The following is a 17,689-nucleotide window of genomic DNA, read 5'->3' as shown; positions in this document are numbered from 1 at the left end:
CCGACCGGCACCGCGCCATGGCGCCTACCGTACCACCCTGCGGACCAGCGGACCGACCGTCAGGCCCTGAACCACGATCGAGAACACCACGATCACGTAAGTCGCGGTCAGGATCGTCGCCTTCCATTCGCTGTCCGGCAGTGACAGGGCCAGCGCCACCGAGACGCCGCCGCGCAGCCCGCCCCAGGTCATCACCGCCACCGCGCCCTGGGTGAACCCGCGCCGCACCCGCATGGCGCTGACCGGCACGATCACCGCCAGGAACCGCGCCAGCAGCACCAGCGGGATGGTGGCCAGCGCCGGCCACAACGCCTGATCGCCGAACGGGATGGCGAACACCTCGACGCCGATCAGCAGGAACAGAACGGCGTTCAGGATCTCGTCAATCAGGTGCCAGAAATCGCTGACATGGCGCGCGCTCCGCTCGCTCATTCCAAAGGTGACGCCGTGGTTGCCGATGAACAGGCCGGCAACCACCATGGCCAGAGGCCCGCTGACGTGAAGTTCATGGGCGAGACCGTAGCCGCCCATGACGAGCGCCAGAGTGAGCAGGATTTCCAGCACGTAGTCGTCGGTGCGCTTCAGCACCTGATAGGTCAGCCAGCCGACCACCCCGCCCAGGACCACACCTCCTACGGCCTCCTGTACGAACAGTATGGCGACACCGCCGGCGGTCATCGGCTCGCCGCCCGGGAAGGCGACCGCAACCAGGACCGCGAACATCACCACCGCGATGCCGTCGTTGAACAGCGACTCGCCGGCGATCTTGATCTCCAGGCTCTTTGGGACCTTGACGTATTTCAGAATGCCCAGGACCGCGACCGGGTCGGTCGGGCTGATCAGCGCGCCGAACACCAGGGCCACCAGGATCGGGACACCGGCCATCCAGGCGTAGCCGTAACCGACCACCACGGTCGACAACGCCACCCCGAAGCTTGCCATCAGCGCGACGATCCAGCGCTGCTGCTTCAGATCGTCGAGATCGACGTGCAGGGCGCCGGCGAACAGCAGGAACCCGAGCATGCCATCCATCAGGGTCTCGTTGAAGTCGATCGCCTCGATCTGACCCCGGATGATGTCGGCAATTCCGAACGCCGGGTACAGCGCGTCCACCCCCATGGTCGCTGCCGAGGCCGCCAGCGCAATGATCACCAACCCGATCGTGGTCGGCAGCCGCAGCAGGTGATGGTTGAGGGCCGCGAAGCCGGCGGTCAGCACCACCAGGATCGCGGCGACATGGAACGGGGTCATCGACGGTCCTCGCGCGGAGTGGGTTTCATGCCGCTCTCATAGTGGACGGCCCGGATGGGCGCCAGTACGGTCACCCGGGCAACGACCCGGAAAACACTGTCTTCCCTGGTGGACAGCGCATTGCGTCCACCGACCCAAGAGGACACGCCCATTGCCGCACCGCCCACTCGGTCTCGCCCATTTTACCGTGCTGGAGGTTCCCCCGCCGGAACTGGTCAGTCTCGCCGCCCGCATCGGCTACGCGACCGTCGGCCTGCGGCTTATCCGGGGCGCCCCGGGCACGCCATACTACCCGACCCCGGCGGGCAGCCCCGAGATGCGCGACTTGAAGCGGCGCCTGGACGACACCGGGATCCGGGTTCACGACGTGGAGATCGCGACCATCGATGAAGCGTTCTCAGCGGCCCAGTTGACCGGCGTCCTGGAGTCGGCCGCCGAGTTCGGGGCCCGCACGCTCAGCGTCTGCGGCGACGACCCCGACCCGGCTCGACTGACGGCAAAGTTCGTCGATCTCTGCGACCTCGCCGCGGGCTTCGGCATCGGGGTCGATCTGGAGTGGATGGCGTGGCGCCGGGTGCGGACCCTGGCCGACGCGCTGGCGGTGGTCACCGCCGCCGACCACCCGAACGGCGCCGTTCTGGTCGACGCCCTGCACCTGACGCGCACCGGAAGCGCGCCGAAGGATCTGCGCATCGTGCCGCCCGGCCTGATCCGCAGCGCCCAGCTCTGCGACGCTCGGGCCGAGGCCCCTACCACGACCGAGGAGATCATCCGCGAAGCCCGCTCCGGCCGCCTGCCCCCGGGGATGGGGGTACTGCCCCTAGGCGCGCTGCTGGCCGAACTGCCGATCGATGCAGCGGTGTCTCTGGAGGTCCCGATGGGTACGTCGCGACCACCAGAGGAACGCGCGGGCCAGGTCTTTGCCGCCATGCAGACTCTGCTGCAGCGCCACGGCCCGTCCTAGCACCGTCAGCATCGCCGGGACGGGTCCGCGCCATCAGTTGTTGACGACTTCCCAGCTGCCATCGGGCTGCCGGCAGGCGGTACCATAGGCTTCCTGCGGCCGGCCACCGATGATCGCCGTGGTGGTGTAGGTCCGGCAGTAGCGGTTACCGGCCTGGAAGGTCTCGGTCGGGACCATGTGGTACGCCACGTTGCTGTCCGGATTGCGCCATTCGACGGCCCGGCCGTTCGGCGCGTATTCTAGCGCCTGGTCGGCGCACAACTGGTCGGCCCGGTCCAGCGATCCGCCGATCTCGCCGCCGACGAAGAAGCCGGCAAGAGTGCCGCCGGCGACCGCCAGCAACCGGCCGGTTCCGGCCCCGAACTGGGAGCCGATCGCGGCACCCGCCGCTCCGCCCAGCACCTGCCCGAGCAGCTCCCGGTTACAGAATCCGCCGGACACGTCGATCGGGCGGTAGTCACGCGGCGGTTCCGCCGTCCAGACCGGCCGCTCGACGACGATGTACTGCGGCGCTGAACGCTGCTTGTTCTTGCATTTCACTTTCTCATCATACTTGCCGTTCTTGTATTTCTTCGAAACCTTGCAGTTTCCGTCGTCGTACTTGTACTCGTAGCCGTGCTTGGTTTCTTTGTATTCGTACTTCGCGTCATTCTTGCCCTTGGCGACAGCATCGGTTGCACCGAGACTGACGACCGCGATGGCCGCCAACGCCAGATGACGAACGGATCGTGAATGCATGGTTCCCTCCTCCGAATTGCAACGCCAGGGTGGCAATGACTTCCATCCAGCCGGTCACGATGACGCGAAAACTATCATCGCTAAACGGATGGGCGGAGCTGCGGTTCCGGCGATGCTTGCCAGCGTCGCCGTCGCGGTGGACAATACTGCAACGCTTCCGTGAGGGGTGGGCTCAGTGGTCCTCACGCTTTTCCCGTCGGCACGCGCCGATCCGCGCATCGTCCTACCCCGCCTCTACCTGCGGCCGCCGCAGCGTGGCGACTGGCAGGAGTGGGCGGAGCTTCGGGCACTATCGCGCGATTTCCTGACGCCGTGGGAACCGTCCTGGCCGGATGATGCGCTGACCCGGGCGGCCTACCGGCGCCGTCTGGCCCGCTACACCGAGGACTGGAGCCGCGACCAGGGCTACACCTTCTTCATGCTGCGGCGCGACGACGACGCGCTGATCGGCGGCATCACGCTCGCCAACGTCCGCCGCGGGGTCGCCCAATCCTGCACCTTCGGCTACTGGGTGGGCAAGCCGTACGCCCGCCAGGGCTATATGACCGAGGCGGTGTACGGCGCCTGCGGCTTCGCCTTCGAGCATCTGCGCCTGCACCGAGTGGAAGCCGCCACCCTGCCGCACAACGAGGCCAGCCAGGGCGTGCTGCGGAACGCCGGCTTCCGCGAGGAGGGACTGGCGCGGCGCTACCTCAAGATCAACGGCAAGTGGCAGGACCACCGGCTGTTCGCGCTGCTGCGCGAAGAGTTCATGCCGACAACGCTGAACGGCTAGATCGCTCCTCAGGCACAGCCCCGCCGCGCACGCACCCGTTCCGCGGCTCCACATTGTCCCGTGGCCGCCCGCCGTCTAGCCTCACCTCCGAACCGCCGATCGACAGCGGATGAACTCGGGAGGGAGCACGATCATGGCCGAGCGCGAGGTGTACGAGGTCTTCGCCGTCAAGTACGCCCACAACGCGACCCGCAAGGCGTCGCAGAACCTGATCTTCAACGATCTCCACGACTCGCCGATGCCGCTCGACTATTTCGTGTGGGTGATCCGCAACGCCAACCGGACCTATGTCGTCGACACCGGGTTCGGCGAGCGCGAGTCGAAGGAGCGCGGCACCCCGCTGATCTGCACACCGGCGGAAGGTCTCGGCCTGCTCGGCATCGACGCCGCCGCGGTCGAGGACGTGATCATCACCCACATGCACTACGACCACGCCGGCGGGCAGGAGCACTTCCCGAAGGCGACCTTCCACCTGCAGGACGGCGAGATGGCCTACGCCACCGGCCGCTGCATGTGCTTCGAGGCGATCCGCCGGCCGTTCGATGTCGAGCACGTCACCGACATGGTGCGCAATGTTTATGGCGGCCGGGTCAGGTTTCACGACGGCGACGCCGAGTTGGCGCCGGGTGTCACGCTCCACCGGATCGGCGGCCACTCGGCCGGGCTGATGTGCGTGCGGGTCTGGACCAAGCGCGGCTGGGTGGTGCTGGCCTCGGACTGCGCGCACTTCTACCGCAACCTCAGCGAGCGCAACCCGTTCATCATCTGCTTCAACCTCGGCGAGATGATGAACGGCTTCAACACCCTGGAGATGCTGGCCGATTCCACCGACCATGTGGTGCCCGGCCACGACCCGCTGGTGATGAAATACTACCCGGCTCCGTCGCCCGACCTGGAGGGCAAGGTGGTCCGCCTGGACGTGGCGCCGGCCAAGGGGTAGGGCCACTGCCTGTCGCCCGCTGGACCCCGGCTCCGCCCCGCCACCGGCGGTCCGGTCCGGGATGACGGCAGGCGGGGCGGCGCGGCGGACGAGCGTGGTCGTCTGGCGGGCTCGGGACGTCACGTCTTAGCCGGCTACTCCACAAACCGCAGCCAGGGCCAGCGGGCGCGATAGCTCTCGGCCTTGGCCCGGGTTCGCTCCGCAGTGCTGGGACACGACGGGTTTGGCCGCAGGATGCCGTCGTACAGGTCGGTCAACCCATGGGGCGCACAGAGGTCCAGGCCCCCGCCCAGCTTCGGCGCCAGGCCGACGCAGGTGCAGGCGATCTGGAACAGCCCGATCGCCTGGGCGGCATCGGCCACCGGCGGGTACGCCGTGCCGAACTTGCCCCGGTACCACAACGGCACCCGCTTCTGGTTCTTCAGCTCGATCACCACACCGAGGTCGGCGAACAGTCCGGCAGCGCGCCTGATGACCCGGTCCTCGGCCTCCCAACTGGTGTCCTCGTCCCAGTAGAAGATGTCGTAGTCCTTGATGTTCTCGGCCACCGGCCGACCGGCAAGCCGGTTCCACGCCGGGCCATAGACGCAGCCGGCCACCAGCCAGGGCTGATCCAACCCGAGCCTGGGCAGCCGTTCCAGGATCGCGGCGTTGATCGGGTTGGCCAAAGCATCGGCAATCAGCGTGCCTGCCGCCGACACTTCGATCGCCGCGCCGCGCATCGTCACCCAGCTCCGCGCACCAGGACGCCACCGCGCGGCCCGGTGTTCAGGCGGTCGGCGAACTCTGGGGCCAGCGGCCTGCCGTCGCGAAGGTTGAACCAGATCCGCCACAGGTCGCGCTGCCGCTCGCGTTCCGGCCAGTCCTCGAACGCCGCTCTGGAATGCAGGATAGAGTGGTTGGACAGCAGCTGCAGGTCGCCCTTCTCGAACGTCATGTCGTAGCGGAACGGCGCCGATACCGCGAGGCGGCCAACCTCGCGCACCGCCTCCAGCGCCAGGCCCGACAGCGGCTGACCGCGCTTGATCATGCCCTCCTCGATCGACTTGCCGTTGAACCGGCACGACAGCCGTCCTTCGAACCAGGAGAACACCGGCACCCGGTGGAACGTCGTCTCGTCCGGGTCGTCGGTCACGCCCTCGCCGCGCAGGTCGTAGTGGAAGCCTTCCAGCAACGGCGGAATAAGCTCAGGCCGCTCGGCCGCCAGGTGGTTGTAGATCGCGGTCGAGCTGGCGATCAGGCTTTCGCCGCCGCTCCTGGCCGGATGCCGGCACAGCAGACCGACGATGTCGGAGGCGTCGCAATGCGCCTTCAACTCGGCGCGGGTGGTGTAGCCGCGCACGTTCTTGGAGGTGTAGTCGCGGCCGGTGTCGCGGACATGGCCGATCAGGTCGCCCTTGGCGTTCTGCGGGATCGGGTCGCCGAGATGAACCGCCAGCCCCCAGTACAGGGCTGCCAGCGCATCGTCATCGTAGCGGCCCGGGTCCAGCCCTTTCACCAGAACGCAGCCGCGGCCGTGCTCCAGCGCGTGCACCCAGCCGGCGATGCGATCGGCCAGATGGGTCAACGGAAACCCGTCACGGTCGAATCCGCCGGGCCTCAGCCCTCGTTCGACCACCGATTCGACGGCACGGTCGAGTTCGTGAATTTCGTGGTCGTCGAGACGCTGGATCCAGCCTGAATCCGCCTGCAGATCGGTCGCCAGCCAAGCCGACGGGTCGACCACCGGAACCGGCGGAAGGGCCGGCTCGGATGAGTTGTGCATCGCTGGCATCGGTGCGGTTCCTCCGGACTTTTGTACCCCGTCGGGCAGCGTGTCTATTATGGCCCCGTTTCAGAGCGTGGGGAGGGCCGCACGGTGGCGCAAGGCAGATCGACCGTCGCCGTCATGGCGAGCCTCCAATCATCGTTTGCGAATCGGACAACCTGATGCCGAGCCGGCTGCGCGCGCCTGCCGTGATCCTATGGGCCGCCACCCTGGCGCTCGGCGCCGCCGGAGGCTTTGCGCTCGACCTGCTGCACGTGCCGCTGGCGTGGCTGCTTGGCTCGCTCGGCGCGGTCGCGGCGGCGGGCTTGTGCGGGATCGAGCTGTCGGTGCCGCCCGGTGGCCGGCAGGTCGGCCAGTTGCTGCTCGGCACAGCGATCGGCCTGACCTTCACGGCCGCGGTTGCCGAAGCGGTGGCGGGCTACGCGCCGGTCATGATCCTGGCCGCCCTGCTGTCGATCACCTACGGCGTGGTCGCCGCCTACACCCTGCGGCGCTCCGCCAAGGTCGACGACGCCACCGCGTTCTTCGCCAGCGTGCCGGGTGGCGTCGCAGAGATGTCGATCCTGGCCGAGCGCAACGGCGGCGAGACTGCGCCGGTGTCGCTGGCCCAGTCGCTGCGCATCCTGTGCGTGGTCATCACCATCCCGCCGGTCATCACGGTGCTCGGCCTGACCGGAGTCGATCCGTTCGAGCCCTCGACCCTGACATTCGACCCGATGGGCTTCGGCGCGCTGCTGACCCTGGCGCTCGCCGGCGGTGGACTGCTGGCGTGGCGCAAGGTGCCGAACGCTTGGCTGCTCGGCCCGATGGCGGTCGCCGTGCTGATCACCGTATCCGAAAGTCATCTCTCCTCGATGCCGACGCCGTTGCTGAACCTGTCGCAGGTGCTGATCGGCGCTACGCTGGGCCTGCGCTACCGCCGTGACCGGCTGCTGGCGCTGCGCCGCTTCCTGCCGTCGGCCGTGCTGTCCACCGTCGTGCTGGTCGGGCTGAACGTTGCGACCGGTGCGCTGATCGGTCTGATCGTCGGGATTCCCGTCGCAACCATGGCACTGGCGGTCTCGCCGGGCGGCATGGCCGAGATGAGCATTACGGCCAAGGTCCTGCACCTCGGCGTGCCGATCGTCTCGGCGTTCCACGTGGTGCGGATCTTCCTGGTCATCGGCTTCTCGGAGACAGTGTTCCGAAGGATGTTCCGTCGGCCATCATCGGCCCACGCTACACCACCGTCCGATAACGCTCTTTGATCGTGGCGATCACTTCCTTGGGGTCGCGCCGCCACCAATCGCGGGCCGAGAAGATCTCGACCTCGCGCATTCCGACATAGCCGGCCGCCTCGACCATCCGGCGGATGGCCGGAATGTCGATGACCCCGTCGCCCATCATGCCGCGGTCGAGCCGCAGGTCGGTGGTCTCGGCCAGCCAGTCCGACAGGTGAAAGGCGCAGATGCGTCCGCCGGCCCGGTTGATCTCGCGGGCCAGGTTCGGATCCCACCACACCGCGTAGACATCGACCACGATGCCGAGCCCTTCGCCGCCATCCGTCGCCAGGGCCTCGTACCAGTCGTTGGCCAGTTCCAGGGTCGGCAGCACCGACCGGGCTGCGCAGATCATCGGGTGCAGCGGCTCCAGGCCCAGCGTGATCCCGGCGGCACGCGCTATCGGCAACAACTCGGCCAGGCCGTCCAGGGCACGGGCGCGGGCGCCGGCCAGATCGCGCTCGCCTTCCGGCATGCCGCCGGCGATCGTTACGACGCAGCGCGCGCCCAGTTCGGCCGCCTCGTCGATGACCCGCCGGTTGTCATCGATCCGGGCACGCCGGACCGCCGGGTCGCGATCGGTCAGCAGCCCGCCGACCAGATGGCCGGTCACGGCAAGGCCGGCGTCACGGATGCGCCGTGCGGCGGTCGCCAGCCCAAGGTCGCGGACCGACTCGCTCCATGTGCCGATGCCGGCGATGCCCAGCCGGGCATACCCGTCGATCGCCTGTTCCAGCGTCCAGCGCTCGCGCGTGGTCACCTGGTTGACCGACAGCAGATGGGGTTCAGGCATGGCGTCGATCCGATCGGTTGGCAAAGGCCCGGCGGATTGTTGAACGCCGGAACCGGCCATGCAATCAATCGAGAGCAACCGATCGGGCGACGTCCGGAAAGGATCCCCGCCATGGCCAAGACCCGCCTTGCCGTCGTCGGCATCGGCCTGATCGGAATCCGCCACGCCGAGCTGATCCACGCCACCGCCACGACGGAACTCGCCGGCGTCGCCGACCCGTCCGACGCGGGTGCGCGAGAGGCGCAACGCCTTGGCGTGCCGCATTACGCCGACTACCGGGACATGCTGGACCGCGAGCGCCCGGAGGGAGTGATCGTGGCGGCGCCGAACCAGTTGCATCTGGCTGTCGGCCTCGCCTGCGTCGAACGTGGAGTCCCGGCGCTGATCGAGAAGCCGCTGGCCGACACCCTGGACGCTGGCGCCGAACTGGTGCTGGCGGGCGAAGCTAAGGGTGTCCCACTGCTGGTTGGCCACCACCGGCGCTACAACCCGATGGTCGAGGCAACGCGCGAGATCCTGGCCCGTGGCACGCTGGGTCGGCTGGTCGCAGTCAACGCGATGTGGTCGGTGCGCAAGCCGGACGGGTATTTCGACGCGGCCTGGCGCCGGGCCGCTGGCGGCGGACCGATTCTGATCAACATGATCCACGACATCGACTGCCTGCGGCATTTCTGCGGCGAGATCGTCGAGGTGCAGGCGTTCGGAAGTTCGGCGGTCCGTGGGTTCGAGGTCGAGGACACCGCCGTGGTGGCGCTGCGCTTCGCCAGCGGCGCGCTCGCCACCGTCACCCTGACCGACGCCGCCCCGTCGCCGTGGGGGTGGGAGGCCGGTTCGGCCGACAACCCCGGCATCGCCGCGTCCGGACAGAACTGCTACCGCTTCCTCGGCACCGACGCCGCCCTGGACTTCCCCAACCTGACCCTGTGGCGCGGCGCCGGGGCCGAGCCGGCCGGGTGGGGCGACCCGCTGACCGCCACATCGCTCGCCTGGGCCAACCACGAGGCGCTGCCGCGCCAGCTTGAGCATTTCGTCAATGTCATCGCCGGCACCGAGGCTCCCCGGGTGTCCGGCCGCGAAGGTCTGGCGACCTTGGCCGCCACCCTGGCGGTCAAACAGGCGATCGCGACCCATCGTTCGGTCATGCCCCCTGCCCCTCCGCCACCGGGAGCCGCCGCGTGAGCCGGTCCGACCGCGAAGTCGATCTGGTCGTCCTCGGCGCCGGCGCCGGCGGCATGACCGCGGCGCTGACCGCGTCATTGCTCGGGCTGGATGTCGTCCTGCTGGAGAAGGCGCCGGTGGTCGGCGGTACGACCGCCATCTCCGCCGGTTCGGTATGGATCCCGAACACCCACCACGCCCCACCGGGCGACAGCATCGATCGGGCGTGGACCTATTTGCAGGCGACCGTGGGCGACCGGGTGCGGCCGGAGCTGTGCGAGGCGTTTCTGGCGCGCGGCCCGGAGATGGTGCGGTTTTTGGAGGACAGTACCCCGGTCCGGTTCCGCGCCTACCCGCACCATCCTGACTATCTGGCGACCGCCGACGGCGCCACCCTGTCCGGCCGGGTGCTGGAGGCGCTGCCGTTCGACGGGCGGCTCCTCGGCCGTAGCTTTACGATGCTGCGCGACCCGTTGCCGGAGTTCACGCTGTTCGGCGGCATGATGGTCGACCGCACCGACATCAACCATCTGCTGAACGCCACCCGAGCCGGCAACTCCCTGCGGCACGCCCTCTCGATCCTGGCACGGCACGGCGCCGACCGGCTGCGGCACCGGCGTGGCACCCGGCTGGTCATGGGCAACGCCCTGGCCGGCCGCCTGCTGCACGCGCTGCTGCAACGCAGTGTGCCGATACAGACCAACACCGATGTCACCGAGCTTCTCAGGGTCGACGGCCGGATCGACGGCGTGACGGTCGCGACGTCCGAAGGACCGCAGCGCCTGCGCGCCCGGCATGGCGTGGTGCTCGCCACCGGCGGGTTCTCGCGGCGCCCGGAACTGCGCAGGACGCTGTTGCCGGAGCCGGTCGCCGAGCATTCGCCGCTGGTCCCGACGGTGACCGGCGACGGCGTGTCGTATGGGATTGGCGCCGGCGGCCATCTCGGCGAGGGGCACGCGCAGGCCAGCTTCTGGGCGCCGATGTCGATCCGGCCGCGCGCCGACGGCAGCACGGCGGTGTTCCCGCACTTCGTGCTCGACCGCGGCAAACCGGGCCTGATCGCGATCGACCACTCCGGTCGCCGGTTCGTCAACGAGGCGACGACCTACCACCTGTTCGGCCAGGCGCTGTACGCCGCTCACCGCGAGCGGCCAACCATCCCGTGCTTCTTCGTCTGCGACCAGGCGTTCATCCTGAAATACGGCCTAGGCATGGTCCGGCCGCGCGGCCTGAACCTGCGCGGCGCGGTCGCCGACGGCTACGTCACCCGAGCCGACACGCTGGCCGGCCTGGCCGAGGCACTTGCGCTCGATCCGTCAGCGCTGCAGGAGACGGTCGAGCGCAACAACCGCTACGCCGCCGACGGCAACGATCCGGAGTTCGGCAAGGGTGGCGACGCTTACCAGCGCAACCTCGGCGACCCGACGCATGGACCGAACCCGTGCCTCGGCCCGATCGGATCCGCGCCGTTCTACGCGATCCGGATATACCCCGGCGACATCGGGGCCAGCGTCGGCCTGGTGACCGACGCCGAGGCCCGGGTGCTGGACGGCGACGGCGTGCCAGTGCCCGGGCTGTATGCCTGCGGCAATGACATGGATTCCATGATGGCCGGGATCTACCCGGGCCCCGGCATCACCATCGGCCCGGCCATGACCTTCGCCTGGATCGCCGCCCGTCACGCCGCCCGTCACGCCGCACGGCGGAACGCGTCGGACTAGGAGCGAAGGGTACCTTCGACGTCAGGCCAGCCGCGCCGTGACCTTGTCGTAGCTCTCCAGCGCGCCGGTCGGGCCGATCGCCGCCAGGGTCGGCGGCGAGGCCAGCAGACGCGCGACCACCCGGCGGATCGCCGCCTCGTCGACCGCGTCGACCTTGGCGACAGTCTCCGCCACCACCGGCGGCCGGCCGTAGACCAGCATGTAGTTGGCCAACTGCTCGCAGCGGGTGCCGGTGCTCTCGCGGCTCATCAGCAGCGATGCCTTGAGCTGGGTGCGGGCGCGGGCCAGTTCGCCCTCCTCCAGCTTGTCCGCCACGGCGTGCAGCTGCTCGACCACCAGCGGCATGACCTCGTCGATCTCGTCCGGCCCGGTCCCGGCATAGACACCGACCATGCCGTCGTCGAGATAGGACGAGGTGAACGAGTAGACCGAGTAGGCAAGGCCGCGCTTCTCGCGGACCTCCTGGAACAGCCGGGACGACATGCCGCCGCCGTACAGGGTGGAAAACACCTGCATGGCGTGAAAGTCCGGGTCGTCGAACGCAACGCCCCGGAAGCCCAGGATCACGTGCAGCTGCTCCAGCTCGCGGTCGACCCGCACCTCGCCGCCGACGTAGTTCGCCTTGTCCGTTGTCGCGACCGCCCGGCCCGGCAGATGGTCGAAGCGTTCGGCCGCCAGCGCCACGAAGGCGTCGTGGTCGACCTTGCCGGCCGCCGACAGGATCGAGATCCCGGGGCCGTAGTTGGTGTCGAGATAGCCGACCAACGCGTCGCGGCCCAGCGACTGCACGATCTCGCTGCGGCCCAGAACCGGCCGGCCGAGGCCCTGGTTCGGATACGCCGCTTCCTGGAAGTGGTCGTAGATGATGTCGTCCGGCGTGTCGGCGACCTGGCCGATCTCCTGGATGATCACCGAGCGCTCGCGCGCCAGTTCGTCCGGGTCGAACACCGAATCCTGCATGATGTCGGCGATCAGGTCGACCGCGACCGGCATGTCGTCGGCCAGCACCTTGGCGTAGTAGGCGGTCTGCTCGCGCGAGGTGTAGGCGTTCATATGCCCGCCGACATCCTCGATCTCGCGGGCGATCGCCGCCGCGTCCCGCCGCCGGGTGCCCTTGAACACCATGTGCTCGATCATGTGGGCGAGGCCGTTCTCGGCCGGGTTCTCGTGGCGGGTGCCGACCCCGACCCACAGCCCGACCGAGGCGGACTCCACCGACGGCATGGCATCGGTGACGACGGTCAGGCCGCTGTCCAGCTTGGTGACGCGAATGCCCATCGCGGGGATTGTGTCGCTCAAGCCGCTGCTCCCCGTGCATCAACCCGGTTGCGGATGTAGTCCTGCAACGCGCCCAGATCGTTCGGGATCACCGGATTGCGCTCCGGGCGGGTCATCAGATCGGCCATGCGTTCCGGCAACGGCGCCGGCGTGCCGACCGCCCGCTCGATCGCCTCGGCGAACTTCGCCGGGTGGGCGCAGGCCAGCGCGATCAATGGAACAGCCGGGTCGCGGTCGGCCTTGGTCAACTCGGCCGCGCCGACGCCGACCGCGGTATGCGGGTCGAGCAGTTCGCCGGTCTCGTCCCGCACCCGTCGGATGGTCGCGACCGTCGCGTCGTCGTCGCTGCGCCCGCCGAGGATGAGGTTGGTGGCGCGCGTCAGGCGGTTCGACCCCACGGCGAAACGGCCGTCGCGCCGGAATGCGGTCAGAGTCGCGTCGACCTCGGCGCCGTCTCGGTCCATCAGGTCGAACAGCAGCCGTTCGAAATTGCTGGAGATCTGGATGTCCATAGACGGACTCAGGGTCGGCACCACGCCGCGCATCTCCATTACACCGTCGGCCAGGAAGCGGGTGAGGATGTCGTTGGAATTGCTGCCGATCACCAGCCGCTCGATCGGCAGGCCCATCTGCAGCGCGGCATAGGCGGCGTAGACGTTGCCGAAATTCCCGGTCGGCACCGCGAACGACACCGGCCGCTCCGGCGCGCCCAGGTTCACCGCCGCCCAGAAGTAGTAGACGATCTGGGGCATGATCCGCGCCCAGTTGATCGAATTGACCGCCGACAGGTTGTAGCCGTCGCGGAACGCGGTGTCGTTGAACGCCGCCTTCACCAGGTCCTGGCAATCATCGAAGGTACCCTCGACCGCGATGGCATGGACGTTGGCCGCGTCGACCGTGGTCATCTGGCGCTGCTGCACCGGCGACACCCGCCCCTTGGGGAACAGGATGAAGCAGTCGATGTTGCCGCGATCCCGGCACGCCTCGACCGCCGCTGCCCCGGTGTCACCGGAGGTGGCGCCGACGATCGTCACCCGTTCACCGCGCGCGGCGAGCACACGGTCGAACAGGCGCGCCAGCACCTGCATGGCGTAGTCCTTGAACGCCAAGGTGGGGCCGTGGAACAGCTCCATCAGCCAGAGGTTCGGCGCCAGCTGCTTCAGCGGCGCGGCGCAGCGATGACCGAAGCCGGCATAGGTCTCGTCGATGATGCGTTTCAGCGCGTCCGTCGGGATGGTATCGCCGACGAAGGGCTGCATGACCCGCAGCGCCACCTCGGGATAGGGCAATCCCTTGAGCGCGCGAATGTCGTCGCGGGAGAACAGCGGCCAGACGGCCGGGACGTACAGTCCGCCGTCGCGGGCGAGGCCGGACAGCAGGACCTCATCGAACGGCAGCGCAGGAGCGCGGCCACGAGTGCTGATGTATTGCACGGAGCAGTGTATCCCTGCGTGATGACGCGGTAACCTATCGACGGTGTCATCAGGGTGCAACCATGGACGCCGCGCCCCATTGGCGCAGCCGAAACGCGGGGAAATCGAGGCTCACGGCATGGCGATCCACACGGTAGCAATCTTCACGCCCGGCGACATGGGGCACGCGATCGGCCGGACCCTGGTCGACAACGGGATACGGGTGACCACCAATCTCGCCGACCGGTCGCGGCGGACCAAGAAGCTGGCGGCCCAGGCCGGCATCGAGGACAAGGGCGAGGATGTCGCGGCGATCGAGTTCGCCGATGTCGTGCTGTCGGTCCTGCCCCCGGACCAGTCGGTCGAGCTGGCCACCCGGCTCGCCTCGGCGATCGCGGCGGTGCGCCACAAGCCGCTGTACATCGACCTGAACGCCGTTGCGCCCGCGACCGCGGTGGAATCCGCCGAGATCATCGATTCGGTCGGCGGCCCGTTCCTCGACGGCGGCATCATCGGCCCGCCGCCCAAGCCCGGGCGCAGCCTCGGCCCGCGGCTGTACGTCTCCGGTGCCGCCGACGCGGTGCAGTTCGCGCTCGGCCTGCGCGACGCCGGCCTGGATATCCGGGTGGTGCCGGGCGGCGTCGGGGCCGCGTCGGCGCTGAAGATGTGCTATGCGGCGATCACCAAGGGGGTGACGGCGCTCGGCACGGTGTCGTACGCCGCCGCCAAGACCTACGGCGTCGACCGCGAACTGGCGGCCGAGATGGCGGCCAGCCAGCGGATGCTGAGCGACCGGTTCGAGCGTGCCTTGCCCGACATGGCCCCGAAGGCCTATCGCTGGGTCGGCGAGATGGAGGAGGTGGCCCGCACCGTCGCCGACGTCGGCCTCGACCCCAAGCTGTTCCTGGGTGCCGCCGACATCTACCGGCTGGTCACCGCCACCGCGCTGGGCCAGGAAACGCCCGAGGAACGCTCGATCGGCCTGACCGCCAACGAGGTCGCGGAGATCGTCGCCAGTGCCCTGGAAGCCGGCATGCCGACCGGCCGCGAGGAGTAGGGCTGGCCAGCCGTCAGTCGGTCGACACGCCGAGGGCGCGAAGACTCGCCGCTTTCAGGCTTTGACGCAGTTCCCCGTACCCGGGCCAGGGATCGGGCCCGCTGGCGCTGACATCCCGGAGGCGGAACGCGTCGGCCGAGCGGATCTTGTCCAGTTGCTTCCAGGCCACCGGCCAGGCGACCGCCGCTCCCTCGCGGGCCCGCGGCGAATACGGAGCGATCGCGGTCGACCCGCGGTCGTTGCGGAAATAGTCGATGAACAGCCGGCCCTTGCGCTTGGCCTTGCTCATGGTGGCGACGTATCGCGCCGGGTCATCCTGCGCGAAGCGTTCCGCCAGGGCTTTCGCAAACGCCTTCACGACCGGCCACTCGTGGCGGCGCACCATCGGCGCTACAACGTGGATGCCCTTGCCACCGGTGAGCAGCGGAAAGCTCTGCAATCCCAGCGCGTCCAAGGCGTCGCGCAGATGGGTGGCCGCCCGTTTGACGTCGTCGAAACCGACCGTGGGGTCGGGGTCCAGGTCGAAGACCAGACGGTCCGGCCGTTCGATATCGTCGACCCGCGATCCCCAGAGGTGGAGTTCCAGAACCCCGATCTGGGCGGCGTTCAGCAATCCTTCGGCTTCATCGATGTAAAGGTAGTGCTCCTCGCCGCCGTCCTTCTGGCGGACCGGCAGCCGTTTGAACACGTCCGGCAGGCCGGAGCCGCCGTGCCGCTGGAAGAAGCACGATCTCGCCCGGCCCTGCGGGCAGCGCACAAGGCTCAGCAGCCGGCCCGAGAGATGCAGCAGCATGCGACCGGATACGCGCTGCAGGTAGGCCGCCAGTTCCTGCTTCGTAACGCCCTGCTGCGGATACAGCACGCGATCGGGATGGGTCAGGCGGACACCGCCGATCACCGCTTCGTCCCGCGAGTCCGTCTTTCGCTTTGGCATGGTCGCCGCCTCCTTGACCGGCGTGGCCCGCTCCCGCCGCACGCTGCGTGCCGGTTTGTCGTCGCGCAGGCCGAGGAACCGACCCTGGCGCACCAGCCCGTCCGACGTGAATTCGGCGAAGGCGATCTGGGCGACGAGTTCGGGCTTCACCCACTGCGCTTCGCGTCTCACCGCAGGCGGTACCCCGCCGGCCACCGACGGGGTCTTGCGATCGAGCTTGCGCAGGCGGCCGGCAATGGCGGCGAGGTCGCGTTCCGAGAAGCCTGACCCGACCCGGCCGGCATAGCGCAGGCCGTCATCGTCTCCGGTGGCGAGCAGCAGCGAGGCAAACGGCCGGCCGGCATTCGACGGCGACCAGCCTACGATCACGAACTCCTGGTCGCGTCCGCACTTCACCTTGAGCCACGACCGGCCTCGGCCGGAGCGGTACGGCGCGTCGGCGCGCTTGGCAATCACCCCCTCGTATCCGGACCGACACAGGGTCGCCAGCATTCCGGCACCGTCACCCTCGACGTGATCGGTGAAGAACACCGGCCCCTTGCGCCCGGCCACGCCCAGCAGCTTCTGCAATCTCGCCTTGCGCTGCCGCAACGGCTTGCCGGTCAGGCTCCTGCCGCCTTCGGCCAGCAAGTCGAACACGAAGTACGACAGGCCGGACGCACCACCGCCTTCCAGCACCCGGTGCAGGGTCGAGAAGTCGGAGCGGCCCTCCTGGTCGATCGCCACGATCTCGCCGTCCAGAACCGCGCCATCCAGGTCTAGGCGGCGCAGGGCCTGGGCAATGGCGGGATATCGCCTGGTCCAGTCGAGACCGCTGCGGGTATGGATCCGGGCTTCGCCGCCGGAGACCGATGCAACCGCCCGGTAGCCGTCGAACTTCACCTCGAACAGCCAGCCATCGCCTTTGGGTACATCATCGACCAGGGTCGCCAGCGCCGGCTTTACGAACTCCGGGAGGGCGCGGTCGCGTCTCCCCTTGGCTTCGGGTGACGACACTGCCGTCGCCTTGGCCTTGCCCGGTCCGGATGCGTCGTCGGAACGCCAGACCGCTTCCAGCGCGGCCGCGACCTCATCCATAGTCCGGCCGGAAGCGACGCTGGTGTCGTACCGCTCGGTGATGTCGCGCGCGCGGTCGACCTTCTCGTCGCGCTCCTTGATCAGCAGCCAGTTCTCCCGCTTGGCCTTTTCCTTGCCGCGGAACCGGACCAGCGCCCACCGGCCCCGAAGGCGGTCGCCGTTCAGTTCGAACACCAGCTTGCCTGCCTCCAGGCCGTCATGCGGGTCGTCCAGCGGCTGCCAGGTCCCACGATCCCACAGCAGCACCGTACCGGCGCCGTAGTTGCCCTCCGGGATCCTGCCTTCGAAGGTGGCGTAGTCGACCGGATGGTCCTCGGTGCGCACCGCCAGCCGCTTTTCGGACGGGTCGACGCTCGGCCCCTTGGTGACCGCCCAGCTTAGCAGCATCCCGTCGAGTTCGAGGCGCAGGTCGTAGTGCAGGCGACGGGCGGCGTGCTTCTGAATGGTGTAGAGGTTGCCGCCGCCGAAGCCGCGATTACCCTGCGGCTCGGGTGTCCGGTCGAAACGCCGCTTGCCGCGATAGACCGCCAGCGGGTCGGCACGGTCAGACCGGGCACGCGCCAT

15 protein-coding genes are annotated in these 17,689 nt (G+C 68.8%); 7 read left to right on the top strand and 8 right to left on the bottom strand.

Annotated elements, in window-relative coordinates; genetic code table 11:
* Positions 1–24 precede the first annotated feature (24 nt).
* Positions 25–1,251: a cation:proton antiporter gene (locus RIC54_RS07555; protein WP_350086238.1), complete on the bottom strand. Its 1,227-nt coding sequence runs from the start codon at positions 1,249–1,251 to the stop codon at positions 25–27.
* 151 nt (positions 1,252–1,402) lie between these two features.
* Between RIC54_RS07555 and RIC54_RS07550 the strand changes: the two genes are divergently transcribed.
* Positions 1,403–2,215 carry a sugar phosphate isomerase/epimerase family protein gene (locus RIC54_RS07550; RefSeq protein WP_350086235.1) on the top strand — a complete coding sequence of 271 codons (813 nt, stop codon included), beginning with the start codon at positions 1,403–1,405 and terminating at the stop codon, positions 2,213–2,215.
* A 33-nt stretch (positions 2,216–2,248) separates the two neighbouring features.
* On the opposite strand, the gene RIC54_RS07545 is transcribed toward RIC54_RS07550, so the two are convergent.
* A complete protein-coding gene (locus RIC54_RS07545) occupies positions 2,249–2,953 on the bottom strand; it encodes an RT0821/Lpp0805 family surface protein (RefSeq protein WP_350086232.1) in 705 nt (234 codons plus the stop codon).
* A gap of 175 nt (positions 2,954–3,128) precedes the next feature.
* Between RIC54_RS07545 and RIC54_RS07540 the strand changes: the two genes are divergently transcribed.
* Positions 3,129–3,728, top strand: coding sequence for a GNAT family N-acetyltransferase (locus RIC54_RS07540; RefSeq protein ID WP_350086229.1), 600 nt, complete (start codon positions 3,129–3,131; stop codon positions 3,726–3,728).
* A 133-nt stretch (positions 3,729–3,861) separates the two neighbouring features.
* Positions 3,862–4,668, top strand: coding sequence for an N-acyl homoserine lactonase family protein (locus tag RIC54_RS07535; protein ID WP_350086226.1), 807 nt, complete (start codon positions 3,862–3,864; stop codon positions 4,666–4,668).
* A 134-nt stretch (positions 4,669–4,802) separates the two neighbouring features.
* Here the strand turns inward: RIC54_RS07535 and RIC54_RS07530 are convergent, their stop codons facing one another.
* A complete protein-coding gene (locus RIC54_RS07530; protein WP_350086223.1) occupies positions 4,803–5,390 on the bottom strand; it encodes a nucleotidyltransferase family protein in 588 nt (195 codons plus the stop codon).
* A 2-nt stretch (positions 5,391–5,392) separates the two neighbouring features.
* Positions 5,393–6,442 carry a TauD/TfdA family dioxygenase gene (locus RIC54_RS07525; protein WP_350086220.1) on the bottom strand — a complete coding sequence of 350 codons (1,050 nt, stop codon included), beginning with the start codon at positions 6,440–6,442 and terminating at the stop codon, positions 5,393–5,395.
* A gap of 155 nt (positions 6,443–6,597) precedes the next feature.
* On the opposite strand from RIC54_RS07525, the gene RIC54_RS07520 reads away from it, so the two are divergent.
* Positions 6,598–7,683 (top strand): AbrB family transcriptional regulator, encoded by a 1,086-nt coding sequence (locus RIC54_RS07520; protein WP_350086217.1) that lies wholly within the window; start codon positions 6,598–6,600, stop codon positions 7,681–7,683.
* On the opposite strand, the gene RIC54_RS07515 is transcribed toward RIC54_RS07520, so the two are convergent.
* Complete coding sequence (locus RIC54_RS07515; protein ID WP_350086214.1) at positions 7,655–8,488, bottom strand: sugar phosphate isomerase/epimerase family protein; 834 nt, start codon at positions 8,486–8,488, stop codon at positions 7,655–7,657. The two genes, RIC54_RS07520 and RIC54_RS07515, sit on opposite strands and share 29 nt — an antisense overlap.
* A 111-nt stretch (positions 8,489–8,599) precedes the next feature.
* Here RIC54_RS07515 and RIC54_RS07510 point away from each other — a divergent pair, with 111 nt between their 5' ends.
* Positions 8,600–9,667 (top strand): Gfo/Idh/MocA family protein, encoded by a 1,068-nt coding sequence (locus RIC54_RS07510; protein WP_350086211.1) that lies wholly within the window; start codon positions 8,600–8,602, stop codon positions 9,665–9,667.
* Positions 9,664–11,367 carry an FAD-dependent oxidoreductase gene (locus RIC54_RS07505; RefSeq protein ID WP_350086208.1) on the top strand — a complete coding sequence of 568 codons (1,704 nt, stop codon included), beginning with the start codon at positions 9,664–9,666 and terminating at the stop codon, positions 11,365–11,367. Before RIC54_RS07510 ends, RIC54_RS07505 begins: the two co-directional genes overlap by 4 nt.
* 21 nt (positions 11,368–11,388) lie before the next feature.
* Here RIC54_RS07505 and RIC54_RS07500 read toward each other — a convergent pair whose 3' ends face one another.
* Complete coding sequence (locus RIC54_RS07500; RefSeq protein WP_350087917.1) at positions 11,389–12,645, bottom strand: M16 family metallopeptidase; 1,257 nt, start codon at positions 12,643–12,645, stop codon at positions 11,389–11,391.
* Positions 12,646–12,662: 17 nt separating this feature from the next.
* Entirely contained in the window at positions 12,663–14,078 is a 1,416-nt protein-coding gene (gene thrC / locus RIC54_RS07495) for a threonine synthase (protein WP_350086205.1), read from the bottom strand.
* Positions 14,079–14,196: 118 nt separating this feature from the next.
* Between thrC and RIC54_RS07490 the strand changes: the two genes are divergently transcribed.
* Entirely contained in the window at positions 14,197–15,114 is a 918-nt protein-coding gene (locus tag RIC54_RS07490) for an NAD(P)-dependent oxidoreductase (RefSeq protein ID WP_350086202.1), read from the top strand.
* A 13-nt stretch (positions 15,115–15,127) separates the two neighbouring features.
* Here the strand turns inward: RIC54_RS07490 and ligD are convergent, their stop codons facing one another.
* Complete coding sequence (ligD, locus tag RIC54_RS07485; RefSeq protein WP_350086199.1) at positions 15,128–17,689, bottom strand: DNA ligase D; 2,562 nt, start codon at positions 17,687–17,689, stop codon at positions 15,128–15,130.

The organism is Thalassobaculum sp. (assembly GCF_040219215.1).
Lineage (GTDB): Bacteria > Pseudomonadota > Alphaproteobacteria > Thalassobaculales > Thalassobaculaceae > Thalassobaculum_A.
Note: the sequence above shows the minus strand (reverse complement) of the source record. Positions and strands in the feature narration are given on the sequence as shown.

Bases quoted from the DNA above. Each gene is read 5' to 3' on its own strand.
- RIC54_RS07555 (WP_350086238.1), bottom strand. From the start codon at position 1,251: ATGACCCCGTTCCATGTCGCCGCGATCCTGGTGGTGCTGACCGCCGGC.
- RIC54_RS07545 (WP_350086232.1), bottom strand. From the start codon at position 2,953: ATGCATTCACGATCCGTTCGTCATCTGGCGTTGGCGGCCATCGCGGTC.
- RIC54_RS07535 (WP_350086226.1), top strand. From the start codon at position 3,862: ATGGCCGAGCGCGAGGTGTACGAGGTCTTCGCCGTCAAGTACGCCCAC.
- RIC54_RS07530 (WP_350086223.1), bottom strand. From the start codon at position 5,390: ATGCGCGGCGCGGCGATCGAAGTGTCGGCGGCAGGCACGCTGATTGCC.
- RIC54_RS07525 (WP_350086220.1), bottom strand. From the start codon at position 6,442: ATGCCAGCGATGCACAACTCATCCGAGCCGGCCCTTCCGCCGGTTCCG.
- RIC54_RS07520 (WP_350086217.1), top strand. From the start codon at position 6,598: ATGCCGAGCCGGCTGCGCGCGCCTGCCGTGATCCTATGGGCCGCCACC.
- RIC54_RS07515 (WP_350086214.1), bottom strand. From the start codon at position 8,488: ATGCCTGAACCCCATCTGCTGTCGGTCAACCAGGTGACCACGCGCGAG.
- RIC54_RS07510 (WP_350086211.1), top strand. From the start codon at position 8,600: ATGGCCAAGACCCGCCTTGCCGTCGTCGGCATCGGCCTGATCGGAATC.
- RIC54_RS07500 (WP_350087917.1), bottom strand. From the start codon at position 12,645: ATGGGCATTCGCGTCACCAAGCTGGACAGCGGCCTGACCGTCGTCACC.
- RIC54_RS07490 (WP_350086202.1), top strand. From the start codon at position 14,197: ATGGCGATCCACACGGTAGCAATCTTCACGCCCGGCGACATGGGGCAC.
- ligD (WP_350086199.1), bottom strand. From the start codon at position 17,689: ATGGCGCGTGCCCGGTCTGACCGTGCCGACCCGCTGGCGGTCTATCGC.